The sequence below is a fragment of the Chlorobium sp. KB01 genome, from assembly GCF_001975465.1.
Classification (GTDB): Bacteria; Bacteroidota; Chlorobiia; order Chlorobiales; family Chlorobiaceae; genus Chlorobium.
Genome location: NZ_MPJE01000049.1, coordinates 1 through 16,515, shown reverse-complemented (window position 1 = coordinate 16,515; position 16,515 = coordinate 1). Strand labels below are relative to the sequence as shown.

Genomic DNA, 16,515 nt, shown 5'->3' with positions numbered 1-16,515 from the left:
AGCAATTGCGGTATTTTATGCCACCTTTTTTTATTGCCTTCGTGAATAATTCAGGTTAATTGCTCCGTGGTGATAAGGGCAAAAAAAAGGCCCAGTACGAATACGGGGCCTTAATAAGACACCATGCTAAATTGATTTTCTCTTGCATGGCGGCCACCGAGGTGGACTTAAGCCCGATCCTGACAAGTCAGGAGAGCGGGTACAAGGACAATGTACTCATTTGAGGTGTCATCGTCAAGCGTTTAATCCTAATCCCGCCAAAATACATTGCTGGATGTTAACGAGGTCGTCTCTGCTTATAATCCTTTTATCGTACACTCTTTTCCCCTGATCTTTGCCGCAGAACGGCAGATAAAGCCTGTCTAATGAGACGGTATAGACCATATCGGCTTTTACCCAGTGAAATTCAGCGTTATATGGTTCCGGAAGAACCGGGTCAATGAACAACTTGTAGTGGTAGGCCTCAATATCCTTTGGTGGTGTTGTGCTTAAAGGGACAATGGTACAAAGGCCCTCTCTTTTACGCAACCGAGGAGAAACGATCACTGCCGGTCGTCGCTTTACCATTTCAGGAGAAACAAAACCTTTGAAATCACAAATAACGATGGTGCCTTGTTTTGGATGAAAAGGGAGGCTCATCTGTGTGGCGTTGAGTTTGCTTGATCTGCATCTACATTTTCAGCGTCGCGGTCTTCGCGGAGGTAGATTTTCATGATTTTTGGATCGAGACCGAAGTGTTCGAGAAGATCTTTTGTGTATTTGAGCAGACTGTTTGCCGAGAGATTAACTTCAACGTAGAGACCGGATTTGAGCTTTTCGCCGAGTCGAAGGTCGTGTTCATTTGCGGACAATAATGGTTTTCCCCGGCTGCTGATGAAGCGTTCTGTTCTGGGAAGAGTGGCAAACTTTTCCGGATCGGCGGTTTGAAGCATATCCAGGACAAGCAGGTAGAGGGTTTTCCAGGTCTTCAGGCCTTTATAGGCGGTTTCGCCGAGGATGAAGCCATAGGGTCGTTTATAGGTGAAGTTTTCGTTAAGGGTATGGGATACCGTCTGGTCGAGTTCTGCAATGAGGCGCTCTCGTTGCAGGCGGTTGCCGGACTCCTTTACCACATCGTCCTCTTCAGGGTTGATGCCGAAATGGGCCTTGACCATCTGGGCTATTCTGGCAGAGCTTTCAGTGAATTGACTGAGACTATCGTTGTATGCCTTGATGAACTGCGTTCCCTGATCCAGAGATTCGTTGTCACGCGGGTCGATACTGAGCAGCATGTCGTCAGGCAGTGAGAGCAGATTCTCCTGAAGGTTGTTGAGCGTATCGAGAATTTCCTTGATTTTGTTTTGAGTCATTGAAATTTCCTTTAAGGCTGTTTTTCAACTATTGAAATCTCTTCGGGAGCTAACTCATAAAGTAGATAAACGAGACTATCAATTTTTTTCTCATATTCAGATATATCTGTTTCTGGATATTTATGTTTAGCGTTGAGTATATAATCTACTAGTATTGTCAGAGCTTTCTCAACATCATGTGAGATGTTTGGGATTGGAAGTTTTTTTATTGTGTTTGTCTGAATTTCAGAAAAAACTGTTTTAGTCGACTTAAACTTTCTCTTATAGATATAATTCATTAATCGCGAGTTCAGTAACGCAAGCAAACATTTAAGATTTATCGATTTATCTTCTTTTAAATTGACAACAACCAATGTATTTAGGGCATAATACTGCTCAGTGTCATATGTAAATATTAAATTTTCAGATACCCGCCGGAAAAATAACTTTTCTTTCGAAAGAAAAATATCTCTTGATTTGCATGAGTGGATTTTTGTTAAATCCCAGTCCAAGTAGGTACCATCCCAACGGATCATGTATCTCTCAATATTTCTGCCATCAAGCTTTTTTACAAACTGACCATTTTTATTTGAATCATGTAACGACAGACGTCGATCTCCTTTTAAAGCTATCCCTTGATTGATGTAACAAAGATCGCCTATTGTATACTTTGAAACAAGGTAAGATTTATCAACAATATTATCTGACAGGATGTTTATTGCCAAATCATCGTTTATCAAAAACTTCGTATTATATACTATTTCCTTTACAGTAGTAACAAATAGATCATCCGTCATAATTTTAATCTTATATTCCTTTAAGTACTCTTTACATGCAATAAGTGTTACATTTTCAACTATTGCATTATCAAAAGGCAATCCAGTATATTGCACTAATGCTCTTAATGAATTTTTCCTAAGCAGCAAATCTCTTGTTGCCTTGTAATACTCTTGCGTAAGAATTGTATTTGGGATAATATATGTCAGCACTCCTTTTTCTCTTAAAATATTAAATCCAAGGTGTATAAAGAATATGAACGTATTCAAACGGCCCCCTGATGTTTGATATGTTTTCTTTAAATAATCTTTATACCAATCAGGAACGCCATCAATTTTAGATAATTGCGTATAAGGCGGATTGCCTATCACCACATCAAATCCATCCTCAATACCAAACATCCATTCCATATCAAAAAATGGACTCGAAGAATTCTGATCATAAGGATCCCATGTTGCTAGTTGTCGAGCTATATCGTTTTCATACCCAATTGTAAGAAGCTGAAGGCCCATTTGATCCCTAAGTAGCTGATCTTCGGCTCTGAGTTCACGTTTTTTTGAAGGATTTTTTGCGCTAAACAGCTTATGGCGAACCTGCTGTATTTGTAATTCTATCGGCTCTTATTTCTTGATTATCAAAGAAATTGATTTGACGTTCTGGTTTTTTAAGTCCGATCAGAGAATTAGCAGCAACAAACTTAGTCTCAAGGTTAGGCAAGGGAATAACCCCATAGTTATGAGCCTTATCATTGTTAGACTGCTGTTCAACAATAAGAGAGATAAAAAAGCGGAGCTTACTGATTTGTGTAGCTATCGGCTGAATATCTACGCCGTAGATACAGTTTTCGATGAGATAGAGTTTGCGACCAAAATCACCAGCGTTATTTTCAAACACATCACTGATATCTTTAAGGCGGTTTTCCCTTTCCTCCTGATTCCCAATCCTGAAAGCATCTTCGGTTTCTTGAATGGCATTCTGACGCTGCCGTTCCCTCCACAACTTATTATCAGGATCCAGTTTATGCAAAATGAAAACCAGCTTGTGCAAGATACCCATCGGAAAGGCACCGGAACCACAGGCAGGATCAAGCACTTTGCAGGTATCAATTGCTTCGATAAGCACCTGCTTTTCACCATGGTTAAAAGCGTGCTCCTTTTCGGTGTAGGAGAAGAGAATATCGAGACCAACATCGGCATCTTCACCTTTCATACCTGAAACCGCAACGAGCTTTTGTTTGAGGTATGCTTTCAGTGATTCATCAACCATGTAGTCAACAATCTCACGCGGAGTGTAAAATGAACCGGTCTGTTTTCGAGCTGTTGTTTTGGTTTCAGGGTTGTAGCTTGCGAGCAGGTTCTCAAAAACCCGACCTAATAACTCGGGATCGAGAGCAATATCCTCTTCAATGGGGGTATTTTCTGTAACTGTGAATTTGTAATCGTTCAGGATGTTGATGAGACCACGGACAGTCACATTGCTCTGCTTTTTATCGTCCAGTTCGCTGCTGAGGTCAGCATGTTCACCGTTACTGAAAAAGATATAGTCCGGCACACAGAGGGGGTTGTCTGCTCTGTCTGAAAATCCGTCCTCGTAGATGATAACATCGCCACCCTGTTTCCCTTTTTTAAACGGGTCAGGTTTGTCAAGGCACTCAAAGAGTCCGCCGTTCATAAAGGGAACAACATTATCTACAAGTGCCAAAAAAGCTTTTGGGTCTTTAAAATAGTTTTCATAGCGCATCAGGTTGGTCACGTTCATATGCTGACCCTGCTTGCGAAATTCCCTTTTACCAACGACCTGATTCAGTGATGCAAAAAAGAGGTTCTGCAAAACTGCCCTGTAGTACCGACTGGCTTTGGCATGATCGTCGAACGCGAATGTCTTAGCCGGATCAAAGCCTGTAAGTAGGTTTGCTTTGATGAAACGTTCATCAAAAAGCTGATCAGGCACAAGATTTTTCTCTTTGACAAACCAGACAAAGAGCAGACGGGTAAGCAAGCGGATGAGGTTTTTGGCGTTATGCTCCCTGACTTGCGCATCTGTTGCGGCATTTGCTCCGAACATTGCCAGACAAGATGCGCCCGGAAAATAGACCTCCTTGATTGCCCAGAAGTACCAGTTTGAAAGCTCCTTGTAGAAGCGTTTGTTCAGTTCTTTGGTGTCGAGTGTTTTTTTCCATGCTTCATGCAGCTCAACAAAGTTGGTGAACTTGTGCACTCGCTGAAGCTCTTCAATAGTGAGGTCAAAGAGAATTTCAATATGAGCCCTGTGGGGTTTCGGGATGTTGATATCCTTGATAAGGGTAACTTTTTCGAGCACATCTTTCTCTGCATCTTTTTTGTGCAGCCGCCGATTGATGACCGCAAAAGAGAGTTTTTCACCCAGCTTGAAAAGCACCATGACTGGCATTTTGAAAACCTTGTTGATCTCTCTGGTAATTTGACTGAGTGCGGTTCTTGTGTATTCCCTGTCGTTGAGTTCAATGCAAAAAAAGAGATAGGCTTCTATTATGGTACGGTCAACCTGCGCTGTATCGAAAAGAGAGTTCTGGCCGCTTACTTCTTCTTTGGTTAACTGAAAGAGCAGGTCAATTTGCTGCCACTTTTTGGTTAGGGCCTTTTCTTCATTGAAGCTGCTGCAGGAGTCCAGGTAGTACTCTTTAAAGCAGGCAAATGTTTTGTCGGGTAGTCGTTGCTGGCGCTCGGTGTTGTAACCAAGTACCTGAAAGAGGTTGAGGGAGTTCTCTGTCAGATTGCCGCTACTGAATGCCTTGATTGCATTTTCAATGCTGAATTTGATTTCGGTGTCGGTCTTTGCCATGAGGTTACTTTATGATAAGCCAGGTAATGAGTTCAAAGTGGCTGAGTTCTTCAATCTGCTTGTTTCGAGGTTGAATAATGGCTCCCCGGTCGGCTGTCAGTTTCTGGGCTGTTCGTTTTTTAAAAATCCTTATGACTTCTTCGACGGCTTTTTTCAGTAAAAGAGTGTATTGCTCCATGTTCTGACCATTAGCGGTCTCGGAATTGAACAGACTGCAAATCTTTTCGTATGCCAACGTGCTCCCCTGGCAGAGAAGCCGGAAAACCTCAAGTATCTGCTTGGCATTGATATAATTATAGCGAACAGTTCCGTCATTGCGTACATACACAAGAAAGTAGGGGTTGAGCGGGTTGACCTGCTCGTTGCCGTCACTCTCGCCTTTTTGACGCAGACAAAAGATGGTGCCGGGTTTGATGATATCCTTTTCGCTTTGGGTGAACTGATGTTTCGATGAAGCTTCTGCATGCTCACCAGCAGGTGCTGGAACAACGGCATACAGCCCAAGCGGGGCCTGTATCAGTTTTGCCCTGTTGTTCTCAAGGTAATTGAGCAGTTCAATGCGGAAGTCATCGAGCGTAAAATCGGTCAGCGAGACACTTTCATCCATCTCTTCGAGATCGAGCACTTCATTCTGGAGTTTTTTGAGCTGCTGGTTACGGTATTTCAGGTCGTCTGTTATCAGCTCTTCAATCTGCTCGGTGTTCAGAATGTTGTCTTCTCCGGTTGCCGTAACATCGACAAGAGCCATACGGGCTTCTACCCGTTCCCTGAGATTGATGTAGTTGTCGAGGTCTCTTGTGGGCCAGAAGTTGACCAGTTGGATGGTTTCATTTTTACTGCCAAGCCGGTCGATTCGGCCAAAGCGCTGAATTATCCGTACCGGATTCCAGTGGATATCATAATTGATGAGGTAATCGCAGTCCTGAAGGTTCTGGCCTTCGCTGATACAGTCGGTGGCAATGAGAAGATCAATTTCACTGTCTTGGATAGCGGAGGAATACCTTGAACGGTTTTTGGCCAACGGAGAAAAATTGAGCAGGATAGCGCTGTAGTCGTTCTTGCCATAGCTTGTTTTTGTGGTGGTTCCGCAAACCAAGGCGCAGTGGAGTTTGAATTCCTGACGGTACCAGGTGCTGATATTTTCGTAAAGGTATTGCGCGGTATCTGCGAAGGCAGTAAAAACAAGAACTTTTTTGTTTGATTTGAGTGCTTTTTCTGCGATCAGCTTTTTTATTTCGTGCAGCTTAGCATCCCTGTCGGGAGTTACTGACTTTGCATTGTTGTACAGATCGATAAGCGCTTCCTTGTCTTTCTGAAGATCGGCAAGCCATTCGTCAAGCTTGAGATCGGCAAGATCAAACCTGAGTTTTTTACCTACCTGCCACTGCTCCTGTTCATCGCCGTCTTCCTCAAGTTCATCTTCTGATGGCTCAAATGATAACAGGTATTCTTCCTGTGAAACACTCTTGTGGCGAAGGAACTCTTTTATTTTTGCTTCAAGCTGTTCGATTTTCTCAATGGTGCGATCCATCGAAATTTCAAAGGATTCGATCGAGCTTTCAAGCCGCTTGAGAAAGTTGACTTTCATCATGCCGATCAGAAAGCTTTCACGAGTGGCTTGTGAAAAATTCAGCACCTGGGTACCTGCCATTGCCTCATATTTCTGCTGTTTATCGGGCTTTACATAAGCAGATGGATTGAAAATCGAGAGCTTGTAATCGAGAATTTGCCGGTTCAAACGATCGTATGAAGGAAATCGGTTTTGGAGATCGATATCAGGGTAAACCGATTGCGGCTTTTTGCGTTCAGGAAATTTGCCAAGCGATTCGATTTTGTAAAAGCTTTTAATATGCCTTCGTGAACGGGCAATAGTTAATTCGTCGAGTAGTTTAAAGAATCCCGAATCGAGTCGCTCAAGTAATTGCTTCATGTTCCGTTCCGGGTTCTTCTTAGGATCAGCCCAGTTTGTGAAATGGGTTTGCGCGTTTTTAAGCGTTAAAGCGATGTCTTTGATTTTACAGCATTCAAACAGGGCATCAGCTCTCCCCTCTGTGATGAAAGATATCTGGTTCCGTAAATCTCTGAGTGAGTTGTTGACCGGCGTTGCAGAAAGCATGAGCACCTTTGTTTTGACCCCTGAGCGGATGATTTTTTCCATCAGCCATTGTGCCCGATTCATCTGTACAGAGCCATCTTCTTTGTTTGTTGCCAGTGGATTTCCCCGGAAATTATGGGATTCATCGATCACAATGAGATCGTATGCTCCCCAGTTGAAGTTGCCGAGGTCAATGCCGTTACCATCCGAGCGACCGTTTTCCCTACCCAGATCGGTATGGTAAAGGACTGTATAGCTGAAGCGATCTTTTGCAAAGGGGTTTAAAGCGTTGTTCTGACTTGCCTGGTAGATTGTCCAGTTTCCTGACAGTTTTTTTGGGCAGAGTACCAGTACTTTTGCATTCAGAAGTTCAAAGTATTTGATGACGGCAAGGGCTTCGTAGGTTTTCCCGAGTCCGACACTGTCAGCAATGATGCAGCCGTTATGTTTCAGTATTTTATTGATAGCTCCTTTTACCCCGTCCTTCTGGAAATCATACAGTTCGTTCCATATTTCACTATCGAAGAATCCTGTACGTTCATTGAGCAACCCGCCCAGCTTTTGCTCATCCAGGTAGTTTTCAAAAAGATGAAACAGCGTTTTGAAGTAGATAAACTCAGGACTGTTTTCCACATAGAGCTGTTCAAGGTAGCTGAGTACCTGCTCTTTGACGTCTTCAACAATCCCTGTCTGATCGTTCCAGAGGCTATCAAACCACTCTTTCAGTTCTGCGCGATCCCGGTCGCTATCGATGATCATGTTGAGTTCGATATTCCGGTTACCACCCAGCCCAAGACCGTTGACCGTGAAATTGGAACTTCCGGCAATTGCTTTTACAACCCCGCTGGGTTGAAGAATGTGGTACATTTTGCCGTGCAGAAAGTTTGGCTTAACCATCGAACGAATTTCAGCCTTGCTGCTCAGCCATTCGGCGCATTCTCTGGCAACGGTTTTCTGGGTTAGGCGACTTTCAGTGGGGATAACAATCTGGTCATCTTCGATTTTAAAGTCGCGGGTATTGACTTTATCGGGATCGAGGGATTTGAGAAATGTCGGCTCGCCGAAAAGAAAACGGAGGTGTTCTATGCTGGATAATTCATCTTTCAGATGGTGAAAAGCATAAATGGTGAAGTACGCGGAGACAACGGAAAGGCTGGAGGCATTTGTAATGTTTTTTTTCAGAAAGTCTCCGACAGTACCGTGAGAATGGTTATCGCGTATTGATGAATAGCTCACGAATATTGGCTCCTTATTGATTCAGAATCAACTCTTGTTGTTATATTTGCTGCGTAACATCACCAGAGATAGCATCTCCGGTCTGACGCCTTCACTTGTTGGGGGCGTTTCTTTTTATTCTTTGCAATTTTCCTCTCTTCCCTGTCTACAGTCAACTCCGAAAGCGATATCATCTTTTTCTTATTGGGCGAGTTATCTCCGGATAGTGCCGCGAAATACCAGTGATAATATAGGTAAGGGATTTGGATATTTGTTGGTATAGGGAGGGACTGTGTGCTTTTTTCTATCCTGAATGTGTACGGTTTTGTATGTTTATTAGGTGCTGTTTCAGCATTTTTGATTCTATCCTATCTTTATCAACGGCAGCAACGACCACCCCAACCGATCAGATGAACTTGAAGGAGCATCGATGAGCAAATCCAGACAATTACCTACAAACACGGAATTTTTGCTTTATCAGACTGAAGATGGCAGCGTCCGTATTGAAACCCGTTTGGAGAATGAGACTATTTGGTTGAACATCAATCAGATGGCTGAGCTTTTTGGTGTTGACAAGTCTGGCATCAGTAGGCATCTGAAAAACATTTTTGAGACTGGAGAGCTACAGCGAATGTCAGTTGTTGCAATTTTTGCAACAACTGCAACCGACGAAAAAACCTACCAGGTTGAGTATTTCAATCTTGATGCAATTATATCAGTCGGATACAGAGTAAACAGCATTCGCGGGACACAATTTAGAATCTGGGCAACTCAAAAGCTCAAGGAGTATATCGTCAAGGGATTCGCCATGGATGATGATCGGCTCAAGGAGCAAGGCGGGGGCCGTTATTTTGAGGAGCTTTTGGCGCGTATCAGGGATATACGTTCCTCAGAAAAAGTATTCTGGCGAAAGGTGCTCGATATTTATGCCACCAGTATCGACTACGATCCGAAGTCTGATGCATCCATGCAGTTTTTCACGCAGGTTCAAAATAAAATGCACTGGGCTGCGCACGGGCATACCGCTGCGGAGCTGATTCATCAGCGTGTAGATGCTCGTGACCAAAACATGGGCATTACGAACTATCCGGGTTCAAAATTGCTTAAGCGGGATGTCGAGGTCGCAAAAAATTACCTCAGTGAAGATGAACTTGCTATTCTTAACAGGATGGTAACGGCCTACCTTGAACTTGCTGAAATACAGGCCTTGAACCGCAATCCTATGACGATGCATGATTGGAATGAGCGTTTAAACCAATTCCTGACAATGACGGGAAGAGAACTATTGACCCACTCAGGTAAAATTACTCATGAAGCTGCACTAAAAAAAGCTTACGGTGAATATGAAAAGTTCAGGTTGAAGCAATTGATAGAGCCGAGTGAGGTTGAACGTCATTTCATCGAAGCTGAACTGGAGCTAAAGAAGCTTGATGATTCGCGTAAAAAGGGAGGGAAGAAAAAGGTGTAGGGCTAGCGGCCCCACTTTGCGCTGCGGCGTTTCCAGTTGAACATCCTTTTTGCTCAGAGTCACATTTTGTCAGATGCTCCGGCAGACATCGAAATCGTTTTAGTCAACCGCACCAGATCGTTCTTCTTGCCCTATATCCTCTATGATTGCCGTTTTTTCTGTCCCGAATGCGGGCGGTTTTGTATGTTAACGGGTTGCTGTGCCGTCTTGGTTTATCACGTACTCTGGCGGAATAGCTTTAGCGTATTGATTTTATAAGGCATAAACCGGGTGAAATGGCAGAGGATATTGTTTTCAGGAGAGGGGATATCATTGAGCTTGTCGTGACTGATCTGGCTGAAAAGGAGCAGTGTTTCGGGCGGCTCGACAGCGGCATGGCGGTTATGGTGACCGGGATGCTTGCGGTCGGCGACCGGGTGTCGGCCAGGATCAAAAAGGTGAAGCAGCGCTACATTGAAGCTATTGCCGTTGAGGTGCTTGACGCCTCTCCGGACCGGACGGAGCCGGTTTGCAGCTATTTCGGTGTCTGCGGCGGCTGCAAGCTGATGCACATCAAGTATGAGGCGCAGATTGCCTACAAAGAGAAAAAGGTGAAGGACGCGCTTGAGCATCTTGGCAGTTTTTCCAATCCGCCGGTTTCGCCGGTTCTGGCGGCGGCCTCTCCCGTTCACTACCGCAACAAGATCGAGTTCTCCTGCTCCAGCATGCGCTATCTCCTGCCCGAAGAGCTTTCGCAGGAGGAGCTGGAGCGGCCGAAAAATTTTGCGCTCGGATTTCATACCCCAGGGAATTTCGAGAAGGTGATCGATATCGACTACTGCTACCTGGCCACGGAGTTGATGAACCGGGTGCTCAAAGTGACCCGGGAGTTTGCCCTTGCCAACAACCTTGAACCATACGGCGTCCGGGCACATACCGGCTTTTTGCGCAACCTTGTGGTCCGCTTCAGTGAGGATCAGCGGGAGCTGATGGTCAACCTCGTCACCTCCTGGTATGACGAAAAGCTGATGCAGCACTACAATGCCGCCCTCCAGTCGGCTCTTGCAGGCAAGAAGGTGACGGTGGTCAATAATGTAACCTCAAGAAAGAACGGTGTCGCTACCGGCGAAGAGGAGTTTCTGCTCAGCGGCACGGGTATCATTACCGAGCGGCTCGGAGAGCTTGACTTCAGAATTTCGGCCAACTCATTTTTTCAGACCAACTCCCGGCAGGCCGAGGTGCTCTACAACGCCATTCTTGATGTTGCGGGGCTCAAGGAGGATGATACCGTCTATGATCTCTATTGCGGTACCGGCACCATCACCATCTACATGGCAAAACACTGCCGGAGTGCGGTTGGCCTTGAGGTGGTTGAAAGCTCAATCAACGATGCCCGCAGCAATGCGGCTCTGAACGGTGTTGAGAATGCGGCGTTTTATCAGGTTGATCTGAAGGATTTCCACGCCATACTCGACAAACTTGAAAGTCACGGTGCTCCGGGTGTGATCATCACTGATCCGCCGAGAGCGGGCATGCACCCGAAGGCGCTTGAAACCATGCTCCGTTTCCGGCCAAGGCGAATTGTCTATGTCAGTTGCAATCCGGCCAGTCTTGCCCGTGACGGCAAGGAGATCGCTCAGGCGGGCTACGTGCTCAAATCAGTTCAGCCGGTGGATATGTTTCCGCATACGGCGCATATAGAGAGTGTGGCCTGTTTCGAGTTGGAGCGCCCCTATTAATCTGTTCCGCGATTCGATGGCATCGTTGGGCGGTGCTCGCAATCCTCATGTACTCCTGTGTACATTCCGGTTGCTGCGCTCCGTCCGCCTTGCCCTCGAACCGCTCACGACGATTAATAGCGGTCTCCTGTATTGATAACTGTGCTATGTATTCCGAAACACGATTACTGCGTTGGGTGGTGCTCGGAAAAGAGATCAAGGACTACAAGGACAGCAGGGACTACAAAGACGAAGAGGAATTTGCCGGGGCAACCACAAGGGATTGTTCCTGCCATTTCGTGTGATTTCGTTAGTTTCGTGGTTCAAAAATCCTCAAACCGTTCACGACGATTAATAGCGGGCTCTTCCCTTGCTTGTTATTGATTTTCGATCAGGGTGTAGCTGGCGGGTTCGGCTCCGGCGGCTTTTGCTGCTTCCCAGGCGGTGAAGCGGTCTACATCCTGGATGATGGAGGCAAAAACGGCTGAAACGATGGCAATATCGTCGGCAAAGCCGATGAGCGGAATAAAATCGGCTATGGCGTCAAACGGTGAGACAAAATAGATCAGCGCTGCGGCAACAAGCACAATGGTCTGCCAGGGCACGTCGGTGTACTCTTTTGTAAAGTAGCAGCGGAGCATCCGTGCCAGCGACTGGACTTTTCCGGATATTTCCGAGAGCTGCGAGGTGTGTTTGCCCGGTTTCGAAAGCTTCACTGCCGTGTCAAGCAGTTTTTTTCTCTTTACGGGATCCTTGATGGCCTGTTCGGCCTTTCTCCGGGTTCTCTCAAATCGTTTACTCATTGCTCTGCTTATTTTCGGCCTGCTTTAAGGAGCGTCTGGCGTTCTTTTTCGGTCAGGGAGGTGTATCCTTGTGCCGAGATTTTGTCGAGAATGGCGTCAATCTCAGCTTCAGAGGCAGGCGGAGCCGGCTTGTTCGTTTTGTAGAGCTGCGGGCCGGGCTTCTTTTTTCCCGAAGAGCGGAATTTTTGGAGCACTCCGGAGATCGACCACTCGTTTCTTTTTATGGTGATGTAGATAAAACCGATCAGCATCCCTCCGAGGTGGGCGAAATGGGCAACGTTGCTGCCGCTTCCCATTGCCCGGCTGCCCAGGCCGGAGAAAAACTCGATCAGTGCATATCCTGCAATGAAATATTTTGCTTTCAGCGGAAAGAGGAAGTAGAGAAAGATGTAGCGGTCAGGGAACATCATGCCGAAAGCAAGCAGGACACCGTAGATTGCGCCCGATGCCCCGACTGTCGGATAGGGGTCACCGATGGTCATCAGCAGGTTGAGCACTGCCGCTCCGATCCCGCAGACAAAATAGTAGATGTTGAACTGCCGGGTGCCCCAGTGGTTCTCTATCTCGGCGCCGAACATCCAGAGGGCGAACATGTTGAAAAAGAGATGGGTCCCTCCGCCATGCAGGAACATGTAGGTAACCGGCTGCCATAGTCTGAAATTGCCAGAACCGATTGGCCAGAGCGCGCCAATGGCACTCATCGCCTCTCCGAACGGAGTCATCTGCAGCAGGAAGACTGCAATATTGATGAGAATAATGGCTTTTATGGCCGGAGGTATAAACTGAAAACCTCCGGGGCTGTATGGCTGACTGGAGTTGTTCATCACAATGTCTGGTTCTGCCTGTTCCCCGTGTGCTCAGGGAACAGGCCTGTCGTAGGTAACTTCTGTAACGCTCTTTTTGCTGTCCGCCAAACGATCAGTCGTTTAATGCGGCTATACCCGGAAGCTCCTTGCCTTCAAGGAATTCAAGGCTTGCGCCACCTCCTGTGGAGATGTGGGTAATCTCCTTTGCAAGTCCTGCTTTGGCGATAGCAGAAGCCGAGTCTCCTCCGCCGACAATGGTTATAGCTCCCTTGGCGGTGGCGTCAGCCAGAGCTTTGGCTACGGCCATGGTGCCTGACGCAAAGTTGTCTATTTCAAACACACCCATCGGACCGTTCCAGAGCACCGTGCGGGCCGAGAGAATCTCATTGCTGTAAAGCTCAGCCGTTTTCGGTCCGATATCCACGCCGATAAGTCCTTCGGGAATTGCTGAGATCAGTTCCGTGCGGAACTCTGCATCGGCTGAAATAGCGGGAGCCACAATTACATCTTCCGGCAGAAGCAGCTTTATCCCTTTTCTTTTGGCCTCGGCAAGAATTTCAAGGGCAAGGTCAATTTTGCTTTCCTCAACGAGTGAGTTTCCTACCTCGTAGCCCTGGGCCTTGAAGAAGGTAAAGACCATGGCTCCACCGATCAGCACCGTGTCAACTTTTTTAAAGAGGTTCTCAAGGACATCGATTTTTCCTGAAATTTTTGAGCCGCCCAGAATGGCTACAAACGGGCGTTCCGGATCCTGAAGGGCTTTTCCAAGATAGAGCAGTTCGCGTTCTATAAGAAAGCCTGCAACCGCACTCTGTACGTAATGGGTAATCCCCTCGGTTGATGCGTGCGCCCTGTGTGCGGTTCCGAAAGCATCATTGACGTAGATCTCGCCCAGAGAGGCAAGCTCTTTGGCAAAGTCGGGATCGTTGGCCTCTTCCTCAGGATGAAATCTGAGATTTTCAAGCAGAATAACCTCTCCGTCCTGCATGGCAAGTACCTGCTGCATGACCTCGGTTCCGATGGAATCTTTTGCCATTGTTACAGGCGTGTCGATGAGCTCCGAAAGTCTTTTTGCGACCGGGGCAAGAGAGAAGTCTGCGTTAACTTTGCCTTTTGGTCTTCCAAGGTGTGACATCAGAATCAGGCGCCCGCCATCGTCGAGAACTTTGCGAATGGAGGGGAGTGATTCAACGATTCTTTTATCGTCGGTAATGTTTTTGTTGGCGTCAAGAGGAACATTGAAATCAACGCGCATTAATATCCGTTTGCCTTGGATGGAGACGCTTGACAAGGTCTTTTTCTGCATTGCTGTTATGATTGATTAAAAAAAACAATTGCTGGTCAATAGTACTAATCTACAATATAATCAATTCACCTGACAGGATATAGGAGACGGTAATGTGTCGCTCTCCTCTCAGGGGGTCGTGTTTCTGCGGGCCTGACGGTATTTTTTTATGTTTTCGTTATGCTCTTTGAGTGACACGGCGAAGTTATGTCCTCCGGTACCCGTGGCGACAAAGTAGAGAAAACCGGTTTCGGCAGGCTGAAGCACCGCACGAATGGATGCAGTTCCGGGATTGCATATTGGCCCCGGAGGAAGACCGTTATGGCGGTAGGTATTGTAGGGAGAGTCAGCCACGAGATCACGATAGAAGAGACGGCGAGCCGTCCCTCCGAGTGCGTACTGTACTGTCGGATCAGCCTGAAGTCGCATATTTTTTTTCAGCCGGTTGAGGTAGACGCTTGCTACAACGGGTTTTTCCGTGTCCAGCGGAGTTTCGGCTTCGACAATTGACGCGAGTGTCAGAAGTCCGGTTTCGTTCATCCCCCGTCTTGCTGTTACGGTTTTGAGGCTGTCGGTATAGAATTTCCTGAATCTTTTAACAAGAAATCCGGCAGCCGATTCAGGTGAGCCACCCCATGCAAAGTCATAGGTTCCGGGCAACAGGTACCCCTCTGCATTTTTTGCCTTGATGTTGTATCGCCGAAGGAGGCGCTCACTTGATGCCGCAGCCATGAATGCGGTTGAATCAAAGTCAAGTTTTCCCGAAAGGATTCTGGCAACTTTTTCGAGATTGATCCCTTCGGGGAGTGTGATGCGAACTTCGTCCTGCTTGTGCGAGTGAAGGTAGTAGAGCAGCATGAAGTTGGACATACCGGGAGGGATGGAATATCTCCCCGGCTTGATGTTGTGCAGGCGGGGAATAATACTTCCGGTGATGAGTACCGGCCATTTGCTTTGTATCGTGCCGTTACGGGATAGTTCACCCACAATGGTCTGAAATCCGGTTTTCCGGTGAACGACGAGGGGTGTGGTTGTTGTGGCGGTGTTGAGGCCGGGCCAAAATAAAAAGAACCCCAGTGCAGTCAGCAAAAGGGCTGAGGCAGCTAATAAGGGCTTTGGTAACGAAACTTTACGCAGTGCCATTCGGAGGGGATGTTCGGTTAGCTGGCAGGGATATCCGGCTGACTGCTTTTCCAATCATGCTGCACGAGGCGACTCTCTTCAAGAATGCAGAGGTAAATTTTTTCCAGTGCAAGAGATTTACGGGGTGAATCGGCATGGTTCAGCACATTGTTCAGCACCTCTTTTTCCCTTTCAGGCTGAAGTACCTGCTCTCCGATTCTTGATTTCAGTGAGCTGATATTCTGCGCGCAATGCAGTCTCTGGCAGATAAGAGCCGATAACTGCTGGTCAATGACGTCGATTTTTTTTCGCCATTCGTCAAGTTCCTGCCTGTGCGCTGTATTGTTGACGGTACTCTGCGACATTATGATAAGAAATGGTTAATAAATGTTTCTGCTGCTTCCCGGTCCTGCTCCGGGCACCCTGCATAGACGATATGCGCTGCCGGTATGTGCCTACATTTTCCCCCGGGTGAACAACTCCGTCCACTGTGCTACTTCCTTATCGTTCAGAGGCTCTCCCCTTACGGCTTTGTCGATGGTTTTACCGAAACCGGATCGACGCTTCCCTTCCGAAAGCGGAGCGGAAGTTCCGTTTTCGCCAAGTTTTAGCGCGAATGCTTCGGATTTTATACACCGCGCACCGAACGCTTCGCTGTAGCGGCGTATTTCATCGTCCGAACTTACAATAGTAACCTTTTTTACGTTTGTGTTCAATGATTTTACGTAATCAATGATCCATTGATCGGCGCTTTTTGTGGCCGGAGTGAAAACAATATGCAGAGGAATGATACTCGAGTGTTCCCGGGCGCTTCCTTTTCCATCATAGACAATGGTGACGGCACATCTGTTTTTTCTCTGAAATGAGAGGAGCTTTTTTTCCATTTCCAGCCGCAACTGCTCAAGCGGGGATGCAGATGGTGATGGAATCAGCTTGTGGATCAGGTTGTAGCCATCCACCACGAACTCTCTTGAGGCGGTTTTCATCGGGCTCTCTGCCTTTGGAAATATGCATAAGAACTACAGTATAAAATAGAGGAATATTTTGGCTCTTCGCTATTTCAAGTGGGTAAGCTAAAGTCAAGCTTCCCTGCAATCAT

General features: G+C 46.6%; 14 protein-coding genes. 3 read left to right on the top strand and 11 right to left on the bottom strand.

Features of this window, described 5'->3' with window-relative positions; translation table 11 throughout:
* Positions 1-234: 234 nt before the first annotated feature.
* The 5 genes from BOO20_RS05405 to BOO20_RS05385 form a co-directional block, all read right to left on the bottom strand.
* A complete protein-coding gene (locus BOO20_RS05405) occupies positions 235-639 on the bottom strand; it encodes a type II toxin-antitoxin system PemK/MazF family toxin (RefSeq protein WP_076791188.1) in 405 nt (134 codons plus the stop codon).
* Positions 636-1,349, bottom strand: coding sequence for a hypothetical protein (locus tag BOO20_RS05400; RefSeq protein ID WP_076791187.1), 714 nt, complete (start codon positions 1,347-1,349; stop codon positions 636-638). Before BOO20_RS05400 ends, BOO20_RS05405 begins: the two co-directional genes overlap by 4 nt.
* A gap of 11 nt (positions 1,350-1,360) precedes the next feature.
* A complete protein-coding gene (locus BOO20_RS05395) occupies positions 1,361-2,617 on the bottom strand; it encodes a TaqI-like C-terminal specificity domain-containing protein (RefSeq protein WP_076791185.1) in 1,257 nt (418 codons plus the stop codon).
* A gap of 70 nt (positions 2,618-2,687) precedes the next feature.
* Positions 2,688-4,925 carry a hypothetical protein gene (locus BOO20_RS05390; protein ID WP_076791183.1) on the bottom strand — a complete coding sequence of 746 codons (2,238 nt, stop codon included), beginning with the start codon at positions 4,923-4,925 and terminating at the stop codon, positions 2,688-2,690.
* 4 nt (positions 4,926-4,929) lie between these two features.
* Positions 4,930-8,256, bottom strand: a complete 3,327-nt coding sequence (locus tag BOO20_RS05385) for a helicase-related protein (RefSeq protein ID WP_233120898.1) — start codon at positions 8,254-8,256, stop codon at positions 4,930-4,932.
* Positions 8,257-8,665: 409 nt separating this feature from the next.
* Between BOO20_RS05385 and BOO20_RS05380 the strand changes: the two genes are divergently transcribed.
* The 3 genes from BOO20_RS05380 (at position 8,666) to BOO20_RS12855 (ending at position 11,705) form a co-directional block, all read left to right on the top strand.
* Positions 8,666-9,703 carry a virulence RhuM family protein gene (locus BOO20_RS05380; RefSeq protein ID WP_076791180.1) on the top strand — a complete coding sequence of 346 codons (1,038 nt, stop codon included), beginning with the start codon at positions 8,666-8,668 and terminating at the stop codon, positions 9,701-9,703.
* A gap of 275 nt (positions 9,704-9,978) precedes the next feature.
* Positions 9,979-11,421, top strand: a complete 1,443-nt coding sequence (gene rlmD / locus BOO20_RS05375; protein ID WP_076791179.1) for a 23S rRNA (uracil(1939)-C(5))-methyltransferase RlmD — start codon at positions 9,979-9,981, stop codon at positions 11,419-11,421.
* A gap of 146 nt (positions 11,422-11,567) precedes the next feature.
* The gene (locus tag BOO20_RS12855; protein WP_158068731.1) at positions 11,568-11,705 is read left to right on the top strand and encodes a hypothetical protein; all 138 of its coding nucleotides are present in this window, start codon (positions 11,568-11,570) and stop codon (positions 11,703-11,705) included.
* 72 nt (positions 11,706-11,777) lie between these two features.
* Here BOO20_RS12855 and BOO20_RS05370 read toward each other — a convergent pair whose 3' ends face one another.
* From BOO20_RS05370 to BOO20_RS05345, 6 genes are all read right to left on the bottom strand, one after another.
* Complete coding sequence (locus BOO20_RS05370; RefSeq protein ID WP_076791178.1) at positions 11,778-12,203, bottom strand: YkvA family protein; 426 nt, start codon at positions 12,201-12,203, stop codon at positions 11,778-11,780.
* An 8-nt stretch (positions 12,204-12,211) separates the two neighbouring features.
* Positions 12,212-13,027, bottom strand: a complete 816-nt coding sequence (locus BOO20_RS05365; RefSeq protein ID WP_076791176.1) for a rhomboid family intramembrane serine protease — start codon at positions 13,025-13,027, stop codon at positions 12,212-12,214.
* Between the two features lie 94 nt (positions 13,028-13,121).
* On the bottom strand, positions 13,122-14,315 hold the full coding sequence (gene pgk / locus BOO20_RS05360; RefSeq protein WP_076791174.1) for a phosphoglycerate kinase: 1,194 nt from the start codon (positions 14,313-14,315) through the stop codon (positions 13,122-13,124).
* A 108-nt stretch (positions 14,316-14,423) separates the two neighbouring features.
* A complete protein-coding gene (gene mltG, locus BOO20_RS05355) occupies positions 14,424-15,437 on the bottom strand; it encodes an endolytic transglycosylase MltG (RefSeq protein WP_076791173.1) in 1,014 nt (337 codons plus the stop codon).
* A gap of 17 nt (positions 15,438-15,454) precedes the next feature.
* The gene (locus BOO20_RS05350) at positions 15,455-15,781 is read right to left on the bottom strand and encodes a chorismate mutase (protein ID WP_076791171.1); all 327 of its coding nucleotides are present in this window, start codon (positions 15,779-15,781) and stop codon (positions 15,455-15,457) included.
* Positions 15,782-15,871: 90 nt separating this feature from the next.
* Entirely contained in the window at positions 15,872-16,402 is a 531-nt protein-coding gene (locus tag BOO20_RS05345; RefSeq protein ID WP_076791170.1) for an NYN domain-containing protein, read from the bottom strand.
* Between the last annotated feature and the right edge of the window lie 113 nt (positions 16,403-16,515).